Annotated in this window: 14 protein-coding genes; 7 read left to right on the top strand and 7 right to left on the bottom strand. The window is 36.4% G+C overall.

Going from position 1 to position 17,713, the window contains the following annotated elements:
• Positions 1 to 456: 456 nt before the first annotated feature.
• A complete protein-coding gene (locus CYAN10605_RS07765) occupies positions 457 to 1,167 on the bottom strand; it encodes a TerC family protein (protein WP_015219387.1) in 711 nt (236 codons plus the stop codon).
• 123 nt (positions 1,168 to 1,290) lie between these two features.
• Between CYAN10605_RS07765 and CYAN10605_RS07770 the strand changes: the two genes are divergently transcribed.
• From CYAN10605_RS07770 to CYAN10605_RS07780, 3 genes are all read left to right on the top strand, one after another.
• Complete coding sequence (locus CYAN10605_RS07770) at positions 1,291 to 1,692, top strand: pre-16S rRNA-processing nuclease YqgF (protein ID WP_015219388.1); 402 nt, start codon at positions 1,291 to 1,293, stop codon at positions 1,690 to 1,692.
• Positions 1,693 to 2,057: 365 nt separating this feature from the next.
• Positions 2,058 to 3,590 (top strand): DNA repair protein RadA, encoded by a 1,533-nt coding sequence (gene radA / locus CYAN10605_RS07775; protein ID WP_015219389.1) that lies wholly within the window; start codon positions 2,058 to 2,060, stop codon positions 3,588 to 3,590.
• Positions 3,591 to 4,318: 728 nt separating this feature from the next.
• Entirely contained in the window at positions 4,319 to 4,870 is a 552-nt protein-coding gene (locus CYAN10605_RS07780) for a phosphatase PAP2 family protein (RefSeq protein WP_241212807.1), read from the top strand.
• A 551-nt stretch (positions 4,871 to 5,421) separates the two neighbouring features.
• On the opposite strand, the gene argS is transcribed toward CYAN10605_RS07780, so the two are convergent.
• Both argS and CYAN10605_RS07790 read right to left on the bottom strand, forming a co-directional pair.
• The gene (gene argS / locus CYAN10605_RS07785) at positions 5,422 to 7,170 is read right to left on the bottom strand and encodes an arginine--tRNA ligase (protein ID WP_015219391.1); all 1,749 of its coding nucleotides are present in this window, start codon (positions 7,168 to 7,170) and stop codon (positions 5,422 to 5,424) included.
• A 401-nt stretch (positions 7,171 to 7,571) separates the two neighbouring features.
• Complete coding sequence (locus CYAN10605_RS07790) at positions 7,572 to 10,073, bottom strand: DNA gyrase/topoisomerase IV subunit A (RefSeq protein WP_015219392.1); 2,502 nt, start codon at positions 10,071 to 10,073, stop codon at positions 7,572 to 7,574.
• Between the two features lie 595 nt (positions 10,074 to 10,668).
• Between CYAN10605_RS07790 and CYAN10605_RS07795 the strand changes: the two genes are divergently transcribed.
• Both CYAN10605_RS07795 and pgeF read left to right on the top strand, forming a co-directional pair.
• Entirely contained in the window at positions 10,669 to 11,046 is a 378-nt protein-coding gene (locus tag CYAN10605_RS07795) for a hypothetical protein (RefSeq protein ID WP_015219393.1), read from the top strand.
• Positions 11,047 to 11,178: 132 nt separating this feature from the next.
• A complete protein-coding gene (gene pgeF, locus CYAN10605_RS07800; protein WP_190275014.1) occupies positions 11,179 to 11,961 on the top strand; it encodes a peptidoglycan editing factor PgeF in 783 nt (260 codons plus the stop codon).
• A gap of 387 nt (positions 11,962 to 12,348) precedes the next feature.
• Here the strand turns inward: pgeF and CYAN10605_RS07805 are convergent, their stop codons facing one another.
• The 4 genes from CYAN10605_RS07805 to psbX all read right to left on the bottom strand — a co-directional run bounded on the left by CYAN10605_RS07805 (position 12,349) and on the right by psbX (position 14,999).
• Positions 12,349 to 13,170 carry a copper resistance protein NlpE N-terminal domain-containing protein gene (locus CYAN10605_RS07805; RefSeq protein WP_015219395.1) on the bottom strand — a complete coding sequence of 274 codons (822 nt, stop codon included), beginning with the start codon at positions 13,168 to 13,170 and terminating at the stop codon, positions 12,349 to 12,351.
• A gap of 145 nt (positions 13,171 to 13,315) precedes the next feature.
• The gene (locus CYAN10605_RS07810; RefSeq protein ID WP_241681878.1) at positions 13,316 to 13,792 is read right to left on the bottom strand and encodes a TolB family protein; all 477 of its coding nucleotides are present in this window, start codon (positions 13,790 to 13,792) and stop codon (positions 13,316 to 13,318) included.
• Between the two features lie 66 nt (positions 13,793 to 13,858).
• Positions 13,859 to 14,686, bottom strand: coding sequence for a Ycf66 family protein (locus CYAN10605_RS07815; protein ID WP_015219397.1), 828 nt, complete (start codon positions 14,684 to 14,686; stop codon positions 13,859 to 13,861).
• Between the two features lie 199 nt (positions 14,687 to 14,885).
• Complete coding sequence (gene psbX, locus CYAN10605_RS07820; protein ID WP_015219398.1) at positions 14,886 to 14,999, bottom strand: photosystem II reaction center X protein; 114 nt, start codon at positions 14,997 to 14,999, stop codon at positions 14,886 to 14,888.
• 118 nt (positions 15,000 to 15,117) lie between these two features.
• On the opposite strand from psbX, the gene fabG reads away from it, so the two are divergent.
• Both fabG and CYAN10605_RS07830 read left to right on the top strand, forming a co-directional pair.
• On the top strand, positions 15,118 to 15,882 hold the full coding sequence (fabG, locus tag CYAN10605_RS07825) for a 3-oxoacyl-[acyl-carrier-protein] reductase (protein ID WP_015219399.1): 765 nt from the start codon (positions 15,118 to 15,120) through the stop codon (positions 15,880 to 15,882).
• Between the two features lie 245 nt (positions 15,883 to 16,127).
• The gene (locus CYAN10605_RS07830; protein WP_015219400.1) at positions 16,128 to 17,516 is read left to right on the top strand and encodes a TldD/PmbA family protein; all 1,389 of its coding nucleotides are present in this window, start codon (positions 16,128 to 16,130) and stop codon (positions 17,514 to 17,516) included.
• Positions 17,517 to 17,713: the final 197 nt, after the last annotated feature.

The raw sequence follows: 17,713 nt of genomic DNA on the forward strand, positions 1-17,713 counted from the left end.
ACTATATGGGATACTTGTAAATAACGTAATGACATTATTTACCCTAGTTCCATTAACATTTTGTTCATAGCTTAACAGCCCCTTTAGCTATTTGTAATTAACGATGGTTCAGATACATCTTGACTTTCGCTATCCATAAGTTCTTGCTTGGCGGGTTTCCAATGGGGGCTATCAGATACCGCCTTCTCTCCTCGCTCATCACCAGAAAGTTACCAATTTTCCAGCAACAGGAGACGCTTTCACTCCAAGTATCAAGAGGGTAGGATTTACACCTACATGATGATTAAGTTGTCAATGTACTAAATAAATTGATACATTGCCGCTAATCCCCTAGATTATAAATCTAGTTTCTAGCGAACGAATCGCACCATTACTCATTACTTGTTTCCCCCTCTCCTCCGCTCCTTTCTCCTTTTTTTTGCTGTTGCGAAAAAAGTTACAAGTATTTTTTTTTTTTTAGGATTCAGGAGAATCTTTAACTTCTAAATCGTTCTTTTCCGAGAATCCCCAAGTAAACATTCCAATAATAATACCAATCATAAGCCATTCTGGAGGGACTAAAGAAGGATAAGCCACTTTAAGAATAAGACGGAGGCCTACTAAACCAACAGTAATAAATCCTGCGTCTTCTAAATGGGTAAATATTTGAATCCAATGGATAAACAAACCAGCTAAGAAACGTAGGGCAATAACTCCAATAGTACCTCCTGCGATAATTAACCAGATTTCATCAGCAACAGCAATGGCAGTGGTGACACTATCTAAGGAAAAAGCCAAATCAGTAAAAGCAATAATCGGTATTGCCTGCCACAGGTTTTTGAAATTCAGTTTTGAGTTTTCATCGTCTTCACCATTTTCTTGATTTGAATTGACGAAATAACGAAAAGTTAGCCAGAGTAAGTATAATCCTCCTAATAATTCAAACTGCCAAAATTTAACAATCCAAGCGGCGGTAATAATCAAGGTTATTCTTAAAACATAAGCCATTAGTAACCCAACATTTAAGGCGTATCGTTGTTGTTTAGAGTCTTTTAAGCCTTGAGCAATAGAGGCTAAAGCTATGGCATTATCCGCAGATAATACAGCTTCCAACGCAACCAAAATCACTAAAATAAAAGCAGTATCAATACCGAAATCGATAGAAGGATGTAAAATTTGCTCTAACATTCAGATTTTTTACCTTTTTCCAGATGTTTACTTTTTTATTTATATTTTAGCTTTTTGAGGGTAATACTATTTTTATCTCTAGTTTGTAAAAAGTTTATTATATTTTTGCGGAGTTTGTCATTTATGATATTTTTAGGTTTTGATCCGGGTAGGGATAAATGTGGTTTGGCTATCGTGACAATAGATAAGCAAATTTTATGGCATGAAGTGATAAAAAGTGAAGATGCGATCGCATCCATTCAACAATTGTGGTCTAAGTATCAACCCAATAAGTTAATCATAGGGAATTTGACCACCTCTCAAGAGTGGAAACAGAAAATAATAGATAAACTAAATTTATCATCTGCTATTGAATTCGTAGATGAAAAAAACAGCACATTAGAAGCAAGAGGGCTATACTGGCAAATGTATCCTCCAAAAGGCTTAGGAAGATTAATTCCTCAAAGCCTGAAAGTTCCTCCTCGCCCCATTGATGACCTAGTTGCAATACTGTTAGTGGAACGCTATATAGATAAGCTAACCTGAGTTTGGGATAAATTTTCATCTATGAATGATGGAGAAAAGGGCAATTTAATTAATAGTGAATAGTGAATAGTGAATAGTTGATAATTACTCGTTACTCGTTACTCGTTACTCATTACTTTCTTCTAAAACCTGAAACCTGAAACCTGAAACCCGATACCTTATCTCCCTCTCTCCTCATCCCCTCATCTCTCCAACACCTGCAACCTGACACCTGACTCGATATTCTTAAACCGAACTGAGGTGAATTGGTGAATTAAAATCTCTTGAAGATGAAATTTTAGTTAAGAATTAGTAAAAACCTGATAGTAGAAAGAACTTTTTTGGTAGCATTATGGGGTAATTGTTGGCAATAGGGCAAAGAAAATATGGCAAAAACCAGAACTGTTTATATCTGTAACTGTTGCGGTGCAGAATCTTCTCAGTGGTTCGGAAAATGTCCCAGTTGCGATACTTACGGTTCTTTGGAAGAAGTCATCCTTAATAGTAACGGAAACTTTAGCCGAGGTGGTTGGCAGTCAAATGCTCGTCCTCACCAAAAAAACGTCACTTCCCCACAACCAAGAATTTCTGTCAAGTTTTCTGATATAAAAGAAGAAGAACAACCTCGCATGAATTCTGGCTATCAGGAACTCGATCGAGTCCTAGGAGGGGGAATTGTTCCGGGTTCTTTGGTGTTAATTGGGGGAGATCCCGGTATTGGCAAATCAACCCTATTGTTACAAACTGCTAATCAGTTAGCGATCCGTTTTCCTCGCATTCTTTACGTTTCAGCCGAGGAATCGGGACAACAGGTCAAATTAAGAGCTTCTCGTCTAGGGGTAGGAGTGATAGAAGAAGATGAGGAGGATCTTAATCACAATCATAATGGTAATGGACACAAAGGGAATCAGACTAATCAAGACTATAGTGAACCGAATCTTTATGTTTTAGCAGAAACAGATTTGGAAGAAATTTTAAGGGAATTGGAGTCTCTCAAGCCTCAAGTTGCGATTATTGACAGTATTCAAACTCTTCATTTTGCCACTCTCAACTCTGCTCCCGGCTCTGTCTCTCAAGTAAGAGAATGTACTTCTGCCTTAATGCAGGTTGCAAAGAGAGAGGGAATTACCTTATTTATCGTCGGTCATGTAACTAAAGAAGGTGCGATCGCAGGTCCTAGGGTGTTAGAGCATTTAGTCGACACTGTACTATATTTTGAGGGCGATCGCTACGCTTCCCATCGTTTATTAAGATCTGTGAAAAATCGTTTTGGGGCAACCCATGAAATCGGTATTTTTGAGATGGTGGATCATGGTTTAGACGAAGTTTCTAATCCTTCTGAGTTGTTTTTAAGCAGTAGAGATGAATTAGCCCCCGGTACGGCTACAATCGTTTCCTGTGAGGGGACAAGATGTATAGTTGTTGAGTTACAAGCCTTAGTAAGTCCCACCAGTTATACTTCTCCCCGTCGTTCTACCACAGGGGTTGACTATAATCGACTGCAACAGATTTTAGCGGTTTTAGAAAAACGAGTGGGAATTCCCCTTTCCAAATTAGATGCTTATGTAGCATCCGCAGGGGGATTAGGAGTCGAAGAACCCGCCGCCGATTTAGGCATGGCTATTGCCATTGTGGCTAGTTTTCGCGATCGCACCGTTGACCCCCGTACGGTTTTAATTGGTGAAATAGGTTTAGGGGGGCAAGTACGCTTAGTCTCACAAATGGAATTAAGGCTTAAAGAAGCGGCTAAACTAGGTTTCAAAAGAGCGATCGTTCCTAAAGGTCAAACTTACCCCAGCGATTTAGGTTTAGAGATTCTCTGTGTCGGAAAGGTCATAGATGCGATCGTTTTAGCAATTCCTAATCAATCTTCTTCCTCTGTGGATATAAATGGAGATTCTATTGTTGAAGATCAATAAATTATATAAAGACAAAAGTAATAGATTTTACCTGAGTTCGATGAAAAAACTTTTGAAAAATAAGAAGTCAACTATTAATCTTAATCGACGAAATTTTCTCTGAAACAATCATTAAATTGAGACAAATATATTTAAAATCAGTTTAACAGCAGTTTATTTCAATTATAATCTCCCTCCCTATTACCCTTCTCCCCTTTTAAAGGGAGACACAGAGGGGTTTCTCTGTTCCCAATCTTCACCAGACAATTTTTTTATATCGAACTCAGGTGATTTTAGGCATTAAAACCACTATAATTGAAGGTTTAACTTGTTATTATTGACATCTAAAAACACACGAGAAGTTATTTATACTCATTGTTAAGCATAACTTGATCTATGTGGGTGGGCGACAAGCAATAGTTTTCTTGTAGCAGAGCAATTATGACCTTAGATAGTACATAACTAATTGAGTGACTTTGATATAACAACCAATAAGGAGTATTACGATTAGGAGAAGCCCACCACTTCATAAATCGCCTCCTTGAAACAAAATACATATTTTTTGATTAATACAACAAAATCGATACAGATACTAAACTTAATTAACATTTTTACGTGTTATTTTTTTAAGGTCAAGATAAAATATAAATATGATAAAAAAGTATATTATAAAGCCTAAAAAAGTTCTCAAAAATATTAGTAAAAATCAAATTATTATTTGTTCAATAACTATTCTGTATTTTGTTATATTGACAACCTTTGTCGTGACAGGAAAGCTGAAAGAATTAGATGAATATTTACTTCAAACTATTCATGAAAACTTACCCGGTTGGTTTATTTATATTGCCAGAGCATCTTATTTTTTAGGAGAAGCTGAAGTAGCTATATTTTTTGTTTTATTTACTTTAGGTGTTTTAGTTTGGAAAAAATATTGGGAAGAAGCTCAAGTAATGGCTTTTTCTTGTCTCTTTATTTTAATTTTAATTGACAAAATTTTTAAACCTTTATTTGCAATTTCTCGCCCTTTAGATCGTTTAGTGGAAAATGCTTTTGGCAACAGCTATCCTAGCGGTCATGCGGCAGGAAATTTACTATTATATTTTCTTATTTGTTATTTTATTTCTCAGTCCTACCCTAAATTAAAAGTATTTTTATACAGTTTAGCAGTCTTTTCACTAATTTTAATGGGTATAAGCAGTGCTTATTTAAGAGTTCATTGGGTGAGTGATATTATTGCTTCTTATGCAGTTGGTTACATTATGTTTGTTTTTTCAATTACTATCTTAAAAAGTTCTAAATAATCTAAGACAATATTGTTGGCTCTATTACTTCTCGTCGTGTAAATTATTGATTAGGATAAGCAATAGGCAATGGGCAATTTTTCTCCCTTAAAAGGGCAGATACAGGGACAGGGCTGTTTCATTTTCGAGAAAGAAAAAAGAGCGGGAGATAGGGGGAGAGGGAGATGAGGGGATTTTTGTTCATAAGGTTTTAACTAATAGAAAAAAATTCTTGTATATCTTACTCTTACTTAATCTCAGTTAACCTAATTTTTTATTTTGAAACAGCCCTGCAGATACAGCAGGGTTTTTTCATTCTCAAAAATGTTAATTTTTGAAACTAACAAATAGTAACAGATACAGGAGTTTTTAAGTATTAATTAATCAATTATTAAAAAAAACGCTCCCCTCTACTGTGGGAGAGGGGTTGGGGGTGAGGGCAAGATAATTTTGCCCTGACTTTGAAAAAACCCTGAGATACAGGGGGGGTTGCCTCTTTCTAAATTTGCTACCTAAATCAATAATTTACATAATCACATTAAACTTATCTATTTTTGAATTTTTGACTCTTATTACATTCTTTCTAAAACAGAAATACCCAATAGCGATAAACCTAATTTAATAGTTTTTGCCGTTAAATCTGCCAAAATTAAACGAGACAATTTAACTTCTTCTTCTGCCTGTAAAATAGGACACTGATCATAAAATTGATTGAATTTTTGACTTAATTCAAATAGATATAAACAAAGACGATTAGGTAATAAATCTTTCTCTACTTCCTTGATGATATAGTCTAACTGTAAAAGATGTTTTGCTAAGACTAATTCTGTTTCTTCCGTAAGAAGAATATCCTGATTTGATTCTAATTTATCTAAGTCAATATTACCTTTTCTGCTGATGCCTTGCACTCTTACATAAGCATATAAAAGGTAAGGTGCAGTGTTCCCTTGCAGTGCTAACATTTTATCATAACTAAAACGATAATCAGTGGTGCGATTTTGACTTAAATCTGCATATTTTACAGCACTTAATCCTACTATTTGACTAACCTCATTAATAAAATCTTCTTCTTCATTTCTTCCCTCGGTTGTTAATCTATTTTCTAAGTCTTGTTTCGCTCTATTTACTGCTTCTTTTAATAAGTCTTTTAATTTAATAGTTTCACCTGAGCGAGTCTTGATTTTTTTGCCATCTTCTGCTAGAACTAAGCCAAAAGGTACATGGACTAATTCCACATTGTCAGGCACAAAATTGGCTTTTTTTGCTACTTGGAAAACTTGAGCAAAATGATTAGCTTGTCCAGCATCTGTTACATAAATTATTCTTTCTGCTTCATCTTCTTTAATACGATACTTTATTGCGGCTAAATCAGTAGTTGCATAGTTATAACCACCGTCGGATTTTTGTACAATTAGGGGTAAAGGATTTCCTTCTTTATTCACAAAACCATCAAGAAAAACACATTTTGCTCCTTGATCTTCTGTTAAGATATTCGCAGTCTCTAAATCTTTAATAACATCGGGTAAAAAAGGATTATAAAAAGATTCCCCTCTCTCTATTAATTTAATATCCAATAGCCGATAAATAATTTCAAATTCTTTACGGGATTGTTCACATAATAATTGCCATGCTTTGATACTTTCTGCATCTTTATTTTGCAGTTTTACTACTTCTTGACGGGCAGTTTCTTGAAATTCTGCATCGTTATCAAATTTGATTTTTGCTTGTTTATAAAGAGTAACTAAATCACCTATATCCACTACATTGGCTGTAGTTAAAACTTCGGGTTTTTCTAGGCGTAAATAGGCAATTAACATTCCAAATTGTGTACCCCAATCACCCACATGATTAAGTCTTAAAACATCATGCCCTCTGAATTCTAATACACGAGCTATACTATCTCCAATAATAGTAGATCTTAAATGCCCCACGTGCATTTCTTTAGCAATATTTGGACTTGAAAAATCAACAATTACTTTTTGTTTTTCACTTACTTTTTCAACTCCTAATCTCTCATCTTGTTGGTTTAATTTTATTTTTTCTGCAATATATTCTGGCTTAATAGTAATATTAATAAAACCCGGTCCTGCAATTTCTAAGGGTAAGCAAAAATCTTGAGTTTGGGCATGATTAACAATATTTTCTGCGATCGCCCTTGGTTTTTGTTGTAAACTTTTAGCTAAAGGTAGGGCAATATTGCATTGATAATCACCGAATTTAGGATTACTAGCTGGAACAACTAATGGGTCAATATTAGCAAATTCTTCTCCAAACGCATTCACTAAAGCGGTAGTAAAAATATTTCTTAATTTCTCTATCATGGAACAATCAATATAGCCTTAAACTAGGCAATTATAGCTTAAATAGACTTCAGTTCAATGCGAAAATATCAGTTAAACTTGAGTTCGATATAAATTTGTCGGTGAAGGTAGGCAACAGCGCCTCGGTAATAGGCAATAAATAACCTCAGTTTAGTTTAAGAATATCGAGTCAGGTGTCAGGTTACAGGTGTTGGGGAGATGAGGGGATGAGGGGATGAGAGGAGAGGTGGCAGGTATCAGGTATCAGGTTGAAGGTGTCAGGTTTAAGGGAGTAACGAGTAATTATCAACTATTCACTATTCACTATTCATTAAATTACCTTTTACCCTTTTACTTTGCCCTTTGCCTCTTGCCTACCCTAACAAAAATTCCCATACTCAAAGTAATAGAGCCAAATTAGTTTAGTCAATTCCCCACCATTTAATTGTTAATTCTATTTTTTCATCATTGGTTAATTTGATTAAAGATTTCTCCGTTTGATTATTAATAGATAGTTTACTTATATCTAATAAATAACGGTTGTCAGTTTCAGTTTTTGCCACAAGAGTATCAGTCTCATCTGCTAAGAGAATATTAGTTAAATAGTCTTCTTTACTCTTAAACTTAAATGCCTGATTTCCCAAATCTCCTAAACGAATTTTACGCAAACTTTTAATGGGTAATAATTTACCGTATCCTAACGCAGAAATTAATAATAAATTGCTTTTACTATCAACTTTTTCACAGCCAATGATTTTTTCCCCATATCTTAATTTAATACCGACATTTCCTTGCGCACTTTTACCCATAGTGGCAACATTATCTTCCGTTATTCCTAGTCTTAAAATTCTTCCCCCATTAGTTGCGATCGCAGCTTCTGAGTTTTCGCTTACTGGTAAGATAAACTGGAGGGAGTCTTTCGGTTTTAATTTAATCAGTTGAAAGCCTCTATTACCTAAACCATCTAATTCACTGATACTAATTCGCTTCACATAACCCCCTTGAGTTAACATCAGTAAACCATTAGCTTTTGTATCCTCTAAACAAAGATAGGCAATGGGTTTCGCATCATTTTGAGTGGCGCTATTGGAAACCAGTCTATCAATGGTTTGTTTGGTGGGATAAGCAGGAATATCGGGCAGAGAAAGAGGGTAAGCCTTCCCGCTATCGAAAAAGACAATCAATTTTTCTGCTTTGGGTTTAACGGTTTGTTGATAAATAACTAAATCAGTATTTTTCTTAACAATGGGTGTATCAGAAATAGTGGCAGGTTTACGCCAATAAATCTTGCCCTTAGCAGTAATATGAATTAAAGCATCCTCTGGCATTTTTTGGGAAAAATCGAGGGGGAGGGAAGGCAATGATTCTTTTTTTGTCTGTTTCGTCGTAGTTTTAGAGGTTTTTTCTTCTTTAATACTCTTTAAGTTTAAAATTTTCGTCTTTCTATTATCTGCAAATTTACGTTTTAAACTCCGCAATTCTTTTTTTAAGGCTTTGAGTAATTCGTTTCTGTCTTCGAGTAACTGTTGTAATTGGTTAATTCTCTCTTGCAGTTGCTTATACTCTTCTTCTAATTTTTGTTTCTCTAACCCTGTAATTCTCCTCAATGGCATAGCCAGAATAGAGTTAGCCTGTGCCTCAGAAATTTTTAAATCTGTTTGTAATGTATTTTTTGCTGTTGTGCCATCGGCGGAATTACTAAGAATAGAAATAACTTTTTTAATATTTTTTAATGCTTTTAGCAATCCTTCTAATAAATGAATTCTTTCTCTTTTTTCCTCTAATTCATATCTATATTGCCTTTTTAAAGTCTGCTCTCTAAATTGTAAAAACTCATTTAACACCTCCTTTAAGGACAATTGACAAGGTTTATTGTTCACTAAACCAAGCATAATTATCCCGAAATTACTTTGTAATGCAGTTTGTTTATAAAGTTGATGCAAAACTTGTGGCGGTTGGGCATCTTTTTTCAATTCTATCACAACTCTAATACCAGTGCGATCGCTCTCATCTCGGATGTCAGCAATATCAGTAATTTTTCCCTGATTAACTAAATCTGCTACTTTTTCAATCCACCCGGCCTTATTTACCTGAAAGGGCAATTCTGTGACAATGATGGCAGTTTTTTCCCGAATACGTTTCTTTTCTATCCTTAATTGTTCAATGGTAGCTACTCCCCGAATAGTTACAATACCTTTTCCTGTCAAATATGCGTCTTTAATACCATCTGGGTTAATAATCTCTCCTCCTGTGGGAAAATCAGGACCAGGTATCAACTCTATTAGCTTATTATCATCTAAATCGGGGCGATCAATCAAAGCAATTAAACCATCAACAATTTCTCCTAAATTATGGGGTGGAATATTGGTAGCCATACCCACAGCAATACCAGAGCATCCATTCAACAATAAAATCGGTAACTTAGCAGGAAGGACAACTGGCTCTTGTTGAGAATTATCAAAGTTGCTGGTAAAATCAACGGTAGAATCGTTAACTTCTTCTAATAGACTCTCGTAGGAAATAGGAGCAAGACGAGTTTCAGTATAACGCATCGCCGCCGCAGGGTCATTGTCCACACTGCCAAAATTGCCATGGCCTGCTAACAACGGATAACGACTAGAAAAATCTTGCACCAAGCGTACCATTGCATCATACACCGCTTGATCGCCGTGAGGGTGGTATTTTCCTAACACATCCCCTACTACTCTAGCACATTTGCGGAAAGGGCGATCGGGGCTTAATCCTAATTCATACATAGCATACAGAATACGTCTATGAACAGGTTTTAAACCATCTCTCACATCTGGTAACGCTCTCCCTACAATCACACTCATAGCATATTCCAAATAGGATCTCTCCATTTCTGTATGTAAAGCAGTAGGAATAATTTGACCTTGATTCAATAAATTTAACTGTTGTGCCATGAGTATTTTTGCTTAGTAAATGAAGTAAGGATGTTTATAGGACTATTTTTAGAGATTAGCAAAGAATTTGAACGAAAGGAAAGATTAATTGAGAATTTAGTGTTGGGGTTAATAGATTTTAAAAGAGCAAGAGGCAAAAGGCAAAGAAAAGATAAAGGTAAATAATTGATAATTAAGAATTAAAAAATCCGAACACTTATTAATCATTACTTCTTTCCCCCATCACCTCATCACCTCATCACCCCTTCCCCTCTCATCCCATCCCTCTAAAACCCCAAGATATTAACCGAGGTCAACGGAAGAAAGTTAAAACTGAGAAAAAAACCTTGTATTGTAAATAAATGTAACAAATTTTCAAAATAGAGAATTTGCAACCCTCAGAATCAATGAATTTAAGTCTTGTAAGCCATTTATTAGCACATCTTTTTCGGATAAGATGTAAAAAAATATTACAAAAATCCTCATTTTCATTTTTCATTGCCTATACTGACAATATAGGAACACATATCTAGTTGTTTATACTGAAACTTTATCTAAACTTTATATTGTTTGTTGTCTGTTTGTTGTCGTTAGAAATCTGAAGGAGCGAAAAGAAATGCACATATCAAATCAAAATACTTGGCACGATAGTTATTTGTTGTCTATGACAAAAAGTTTTCTGGTTTGGAATTTAACCTTAACTGTTTGTTTTTTAGTTGTAGGCTTTCCGTTAGTGGTAGTATTGATGACGGTGGGGGTTTTAGCCGCAGTAGTTTTACAGTCCGTTTTCCCCGCTAGTGCGCTCGTACTTGTGTCTAGTGGTATGCTAGGAGTAATCCTATCCTGTATTCTTTTCAGCTCTATTATTTTAACTCTCAAAGGTGTTCATCCTAATGAAGTAAAATGGTTGGGGTGGTTACAAGATAATGAGAAAGTAACTCGTAGAGCTTTATATGCTTCTTGCCCTTTAACTTGTAGTATTACTCAATATTAATTCCTTGAAAGAATAGGGAATGTACGATGTAGAATGTAGAAAAATGTTTGGTTAGATATATATTAATCATTGAGACGATAAAGGAATAAAGCCTTTACTTCTTCATTTTTCATTTTCAATTCTTCATTGTATATGACTAATTCTTCTATGTGGCAATGGCGAGAGACGGAAAAAGGTAGATTTTTAACCTGTGATTTGCTAAGAAATTGGCAACACGGGTTTTTTACTTGTCATTTTCAGGGAGATTCCCCGGATATTCTCGTTAGTTATTTGAATCCAAATGCTTCTGTTTATCGTCTTAAGCAAATTCATAGTGATATTCTCTTTTCTACTGCAACGTTAGATAGCCACTATTTATCCGGTGCTGATTTATTGGAGGGGGATGGTATTATCTCTAGTAAGTCTTTAGATTCAGTTTGGTGTGCTAGTGCTGATTGTACACCTGTTCTTATTGCTGATAAAGGTACTGGGGGAGTAATGGCAATTCATTCAGGATGGCGTGGAACTTCCACTGCAATTGTACCAAAGGCGATCGCACTTTTACAATCTCAAGGGGCAAAATTAGAAGATTTACTGTTTGCTTTAGGTCCGGCTATTCATGGTAAGGTATATCAAGTCAATGAAGAAGTTGCCGTCGAGGTTTTAAAAACTATTTTCCCTTCAGATACTCCCTCGGAATTAATCATTGAAAAAGCCTTACAAATAGAAAACCAACCAATTTTACCTGATGAGGAGGAAAATAAAGTTAGATTAAATGTGACTCAGGTGATTAGTTTACAAATTCAACAACAAGGAATAAATTTAAATCAAATTGCGATCGCACCCTATTGTACTTATCAAACCCCAGAAGATTTCTTTTCCTATCGTCGCACTAAAGAGAAAAAGATTCAATGGAGCGGTATTGTTTCTCATTAGGAGAGTTTTAAGGCTTTATTACTTCTGGTGGTATAAATTATTAGTTTTATAGATAGGCAATAGGCAACAGGGGATTCTTAAATAACCTCAGTTCGGTTTAAGAATATCTGATAAGGTTAGGTGTTAGGTGTCAGGTTGCAGGTTGCAGGTGGTAGGGGTTTTTAGCAAGGGGCTTTCTTCTGACCTAGGCAAGGGGCTTAAGCCCCTTGTTTAAGTCAGTTCGGATTAAGGCAATTTTATCGTTATTTCTAAGTTATTTCTAAGAAGCTATAAAGTTTTTTGACTACGAGTTGGGATGCTTTCAGCTTATCCAAAACTCAGGTTAAATAAGAAAAGATCAAATTTTAATTGTCGTTATTCTGGAATGATTGATTTAGTGCAAGAAGTCTATTGAGCCATTGTAAATACTAATAGTGGACTCATCTTGGCTTTATTTAAACTTAGCACCCCATCTTTAATGGTGTAATTATCCACTTGTTCTAAGGTACGCAAAAAACTAATTTCTGTTTCCATATTTTCACAAGCCATCATGGTTGATGCCATTTGTTTTAATGTCAAACGATTGCCTTCTTTTAATTCAAAACCGCCCATAAAATTATTACACCCTGCAAATCCGTTGACTCTATTTTCTTCTGAGTTAAAAATGAGAAAAATGGGTTCTCTTTGATTTTCACTTTTTGTGACAGGTTTACCCATCATTTCCGTTAATTGCCAACGAACATCGGTAAGGAAATCTTCAGTCATAGATGCTTGTGCTACCTTGTTTAAAATGTATTTATCCGCTAAATCTCCTGAGATGCGATCGCCGTTCATGTCTAATTGAATTAACCTATTTTCTCCTACAATAAACTGATTAGGAGCTTGTTCAATCCCTTGCAAAGTGATCCGATTACCTGCTTCATTCCACTGAAATGTTCCTTTTGTCTCCCATGTTCTCTCATCAATTCCTAAATACTGTACTTGTTGAACAAAAGTTAAATCTTGATTCAAAATAATGGTAGTTTTAATTCCTTCACAACTAGCACATGGTAAAATTCCTTCATAAACACCATTCCAATCTAAAGAATTTTGACTGGTATCGCCAATGGCGGGAGTAACAGACTCCATAATATCCTCTGAATTTTGAGCTTTAAGAGAATTTGACAAAAAATAGTTAGGAATTAACAAACTTAGTAAAACAGTTGGTATAAGAATTAACTTGTATTTCATAATCGGTAATAATAATTTTTGACAGAACAAAGATAACTAGAATAAGGAATTGAGAATTGAAAGCTAAGAATCAAATCACTCTAAAACCTAATAACTCAATCACCCAATCACAGATGACGATTTTTAATTTATTTTTGTTCCCAAATTATTGTACTACTTCACCATCGGGGCGATCGAGTTCTGTTCTAATGCCTAAATCAATAACTTCAATATCCCATTGACCTCGTTTAGCGGTTTCAAAAACGATATAACGACCATCAGGACTAATACGAGGATTTCTTAACCAACTGCGATAACCCTGAGTTACCAACTGAGTTTGTTTTGTTGCTCGATCATAAATAAAAATATCTGGTCTGCCTTGTATGCTAGAAATATAAGCAATGTAACGTCCTGTACGACTTAAGCTAGGACTATCATTAATAGCATTACCAATATTTAAACCGGGTAAATCGACAAAATTTCTTAATTGTAAATCATAGAGTAAAATTTCCCTACGTCCATTGCGATTAGAAACCATTGCCAACCAACGACCATCACCGCTAATGGCAGGTTGTTCATCATTATAGCGACTGTTAAGAGACGTGGAAAAAGAAGAAACATTGCTGGAGTTACACCCATTCAAACTCACAGCAGAGAACACAAGCAGTAACAGAAATAGTTGTTTCAAAACTAGACCAATTTAGTCAAATTAATAATCGAAATTATCAGGATTTGAGGGGCGATCGCCCTTGGGAGAATCATCATAGTCAGATTGTTCGGGTTCAATGGGTTGATAGTCCACATATTCAGTGCCAACGCTAGAAACAATATCATCAGCAGACTTCGGACGACGTTTTTTTGGTCTTGCACCAGTAGTAGGACTTACTCCTCTATCATTCCGAGGGCGAGAATAATCTTGACGGGGAGAAGAAGATTCATCATCCCAATGATCGGGGGTTTCTTGCCAATCTTCATAATTGGAACGACTGGGACGAGTTCGGCTAGTATTGCGACTGCGGGGATTAGGAGGCTCTTGATTATAACTGCTAGAAGGACGACGGGGACGACGAGGGCGGGGATTTTCTTCATACCCTGTTGTAGGGCGAGGGCTTCTTACGGCTGTACCTTGCAAACGACGGCGGGGAATTTCCTCCTCCTCATAATAATCATCATAAGCATCTGTTTGATCCAACTCTGCACGATAAACACGACGATTAACAGGGCGATCATCTTCTACATAGGAGTTAGCTCTCGACCCCCTCACTTTCTCAGAAGTAGCTCCTCTTAAACGAATACTCTCAACGGCAAAAAAGATAGCAGAGCCAGAAAGTAACAGTTGACTAAATTGCAAAATGGGATCTAGCCGCCACCCTTGAAAGAATAAGATAAAACCGCAAAGTAAGCCGACTGCGGCAAAAAAGATGTCATGATCCCTAGAGACTTCAGGTCTAACAGAACGCATTAAATACAATCCAGCCCCTGCTAAAGCCAAAACGATACCCAATACACTGGCGGAGTTGAAACCAAAATTAACCATTGTTCAAACTAAAACTGCTATGTTTTCTTTTATCTTAACCAGATTATCTGATTCTGCACTGCCTATCTTTAACACCATGTCATAACTAGACATTAATTTTTAATCTTTCTCAAAAACTGTCAGGGGGTTTTACCTTATGAGCAATTTATGGTTATGCCCCCTGAAAAGAAATTGATAACAGACGTATCAAACTATATTATTAACGGATTTTGTCCGCTTGGCTAACGACAATTAAACCAATAGTAACGGGAATAACTACGATTGCAGCACCCCAAACCAAACTCCAAAGAAAATTAGCTAAAGAAGCAGTCATAAATTTTTATACCTATTTATTTACTAAAAATGATCAATCTCAATTTTACAATAAATCCAGAGTTAAATTAGGGTAAACTATCCAAGGCAACTTTTCAAGGAAAAAATTAAAAAGTCTTATGGTTAAATTGTTACCTGATAACTTACAAAAATTAAAAGAGCAAGTGGCAATTGTTACGGGAGCTTCGAGAGGGATTGGAAAAGCAACCGCTATCGCCCTAGCGGAAGAAGGGGCAAAAGTCGTGATTAATTATGCTAACAGTAGTCAATCTGCGGAAGAATTAGTTAAAGATATTATTGATGCTGGAGGAGATGCGATCGCAGTTCAAGGGGATGTTTCCCAACAGGAACAAGTAGAAGCCATGATCAAAACTACTACTGATAAATGGGGACGTATAGATATATTAGTCAACAATGCAGGAATTACTCGTGATACACTAATGTTGCGAATGAAGCTAGAAGACTGGCAAAAAGTAATCGATTTAAACCTTACAGGGGTCTTTTTATGTTGTAAAGCTGTTAGTAAAATCATGCTAAAACAAAGAAGTGGAAGAATTATCAATATATCTTCGGTAGCAGGACAAATGGGCAATCCCGGACAAGCTAACTATAGTGCGGCAAAAGCAGGAGTTATCGGTTTTACCAAAACCCTCGCCAAAGAATTTGCTAGTCGGGGAGTCACCGTTAATGCCGTAGCCCCCGGATTCATTGAAACAGATATGACAAGTGGATTAGAAGCCGAAGAAATTTTAAAAGCTATTCCCCTTAATCGTTATGGTAAACCGGAAGAAATCGCCGGAATGATTCGCTTTTTAGCCGCCGACACTGCTTCTTCTTACATTACAGGACAAGTATTTAACGTTGATGGTGGTATGGTTATGTAATAAATAGTTTAGTCTTAAGATAGGAAGATAGGAAATTTCTGGGTTAGGGTTTAGGAGTTAGGAAAGAGGTTTCAGGGTATTGGGGTGTTAGGGAAGCGTGTTAATTAAACACTTTCGCCCTCCCCCCTCTCGAGGGAGGATAAAGGGGGGTTTGCCTTTTGCCTTTTGCCTTTTGCCCCTTTCACTTTGCCCCTGCTTACATTGCTTAAGTTTAACTCAACTATTTTTATTGCTATTTACATTTCATGAAAGAAAAAGACTATCCGCAATTCCTATCACAATTAATTCACTCTTATAAAGATAATGTTGATTTTTTGTCCATTCGCCTAGAATCTTCTCAGGGGAGTAACATTAAAATGCGTAACGGGCAAATTGAAAATATTAGCGAAGGCACTTCAATTGGAGGACAAGTTAGAGCTTGTCGTAAAGGAGGATGGGGTTTTGCTACGTTTAATGATTTAACTCAGATAGCAGATTGCATCAGTGATGCCATTTCTGCCGCTCAATTGATTGGTGATGACGAAACAGTCCTTGCAGAGGTTGAACCTGTGGTGACAAGTTGTAAATTGCCCTTAACAGGCACAAATCCACGTCTGATCCACCTTTCTCAAAAAAAGGATTTAGTGGGAAAATGCGATCGCATTTTAAATAGTTATCATAAAGATATTACCAGTACCACTGTTAGATACAGTGATATTCAACAAAAAATAGTTTTAGCCACCTCCGAAGGCTCATTAATTGAGCAAACGTGGATAGACAGCGAAATGCGTTTTAGTGCCACCGCTAAACGAGGGGAATTAGTGCAAACAGGGAGAGAAACCACAGGCACAAGGAGAGGCTTTGAAGACTTACTCAACCTTGATAAACAGATAGAAAGTGCGGCGAAAAGGGCGGTTAATGCCTTAGACTTGCCCACTGTCAAAGGGGGCACTTATACTGTAGTTATCGATCCTATCTTAGCAGGACTATTTGTTCATGAAGCCTTTGGACATTTATCAGAAGCAGATATGGCTTATGAAAACCCCGACTTATTAGAAGTGATGACAATGGGGCGTAAATTTGGCGGTGAATTTTTACAAATTTTTGACGGAGCGCAACCAGAAGGACATCGAGGCAGTTATTATTATGATGATGAAGGTGTACCTGCCACCACCACTCAATTAATTAAAGATGGAGTATTAGTAGGGCGTTTACATTCCAGAGAAACGGCTGGTAAACTAGGAGAAAAACCCACTGGTAACGCCCGTTGTTTAAACTATCATTATCCTCCCATCGTGAGAATGACAAATACTTGGATAGGCAAAGGTAATACCCCTGTTAAAGATTTATTCAGCAATATCAAAGAAGGAGTTTACGCCCGAAATTGGTTAGGGGGCATGACAAACGGGGAGATGTTTACCTTCACCGCAGGAGAAGCATGGATGATTCGAGATGGTATCATAGCTGAACCTGTGAAAAACGTTACTTTATCAGGAAATGTCTTTAAAACCCTTGCCAATATAGAAGCGATCGGCGATGATTTTTATTGGGATGAATCGGGAGGATGTGGAAAAGGTGGGCAAAATGGTTTAGCCGTTGGTTGTGGTAGTCCTAGTTTACGCATCAAAGACGTAGTAATTGGAGGGGAAAATTGACAATTTACCATTGAGCGTTAACAATAGTTAGGTGTCAAGAGTAGGGAGTGGGGAGTAGGGAGTAGGGGAGAGAGGAAATATTAGACATCTCTTGAAAATATCAATATAACCTCGTTCGTAGTGAGGGCTTTAACCCTTATTTCAATAACCATTGGATAAGTCCATTCTTTATATTATAACTCCGAACTCCGAACCCC

The sequence above is a fragment of the Cyanobacterium aponinum PCC 10605 genome, from assembly GCF_000317675.1.
GTDB lineage: Bacteria > Cyanobacteriota > Cyanobacteriia > Cyanobacteriales > Cyanobacteriaceae > PCC-10605.

Bases quoted from the DNA above. Each gene is read 5' to 3' on its own strand.
- CYAN10605_RS07765 (WP_015219387.1), bottom strand. From the start codon at position 1,167: ATGTTAGAGCAAATTTTACATCCTTCTATCGATTTCGGTATTGATACT.
- CYAN10605_RS07770 (WP_015219388.1), top strand. From the start codon at position 1,291: ATGATATTTTTAGGTTTTGATCCGGGTAGGGATAAATGTGGTTTGGCT.
- radA (WP_015219389.1), top strand. From the start codon at position 2,058: ATGGCAAAAACCAGAACTGTTTATATCTGTAACTGTTGCGGTGCAGAA.
- argS (WP_015219391.1), bottom strand. From the start codon at position 7,170: ATGATAGAGAAATTAAGAAATATTTTTACTACCGCTTTAGTGAATGCG.
- CYAN10605_RS07790 (WP_015219392.1), bottom strand. From the start codon at position 10,073: ATGGCACAACAGTTAAATTTATTGAATCAAGGTCAAATTATTCCTACT.
- CYAN10605_RS07795 (WP_015219393.1), top strand. From the start codon at position 10,669: ATGCACATATCAAATCAAAATACTTGGCACGATAGTTATTTGTTGTCT.
- pgeF (WP_190275014.1), top strand. From the start codon at position 11,179: ATGACTAATTCTTCTATGTGGCAATGGCGAGAGACGGAAAAAGGTAGA.
- CYAN10605_RS07805 (WP_015219395.1), bottom strand. From the start codon at position 13,170: ATGAAATACAAGTTAATTCTTATACCAACTGTTTTACTAAGTTTGTTA.
- CYAN10605_RS07815 (WP_015219397.1), bottom strand. From the start codon at position 14,686: ATGGTTAATTTTGGTTTCAACTCCGCCAGTGTATTGGGTATCGTTTTG.
- psbX (WP_015219398.1), bottom strand. From the start codon at position 14,999: ATGACTGCTTCTTTAGCTAATTTTCTTTGGAGTTTGGTTTGGGGTGCT.
- fabG (WP_015219399.1), top strand. From the start codon at position 15,118: ATGGTTAAATTGTTACCTGATAACTTACAAAAATTAAAAGAGCAAGTG.
- CYAN10605_RS07830 (WP_015219400.1), top strand. From the start codon at position 16,128: ATGAAAGAAAAAGACTATCCGCAATTCCTATCACAATTAATTCACTCT.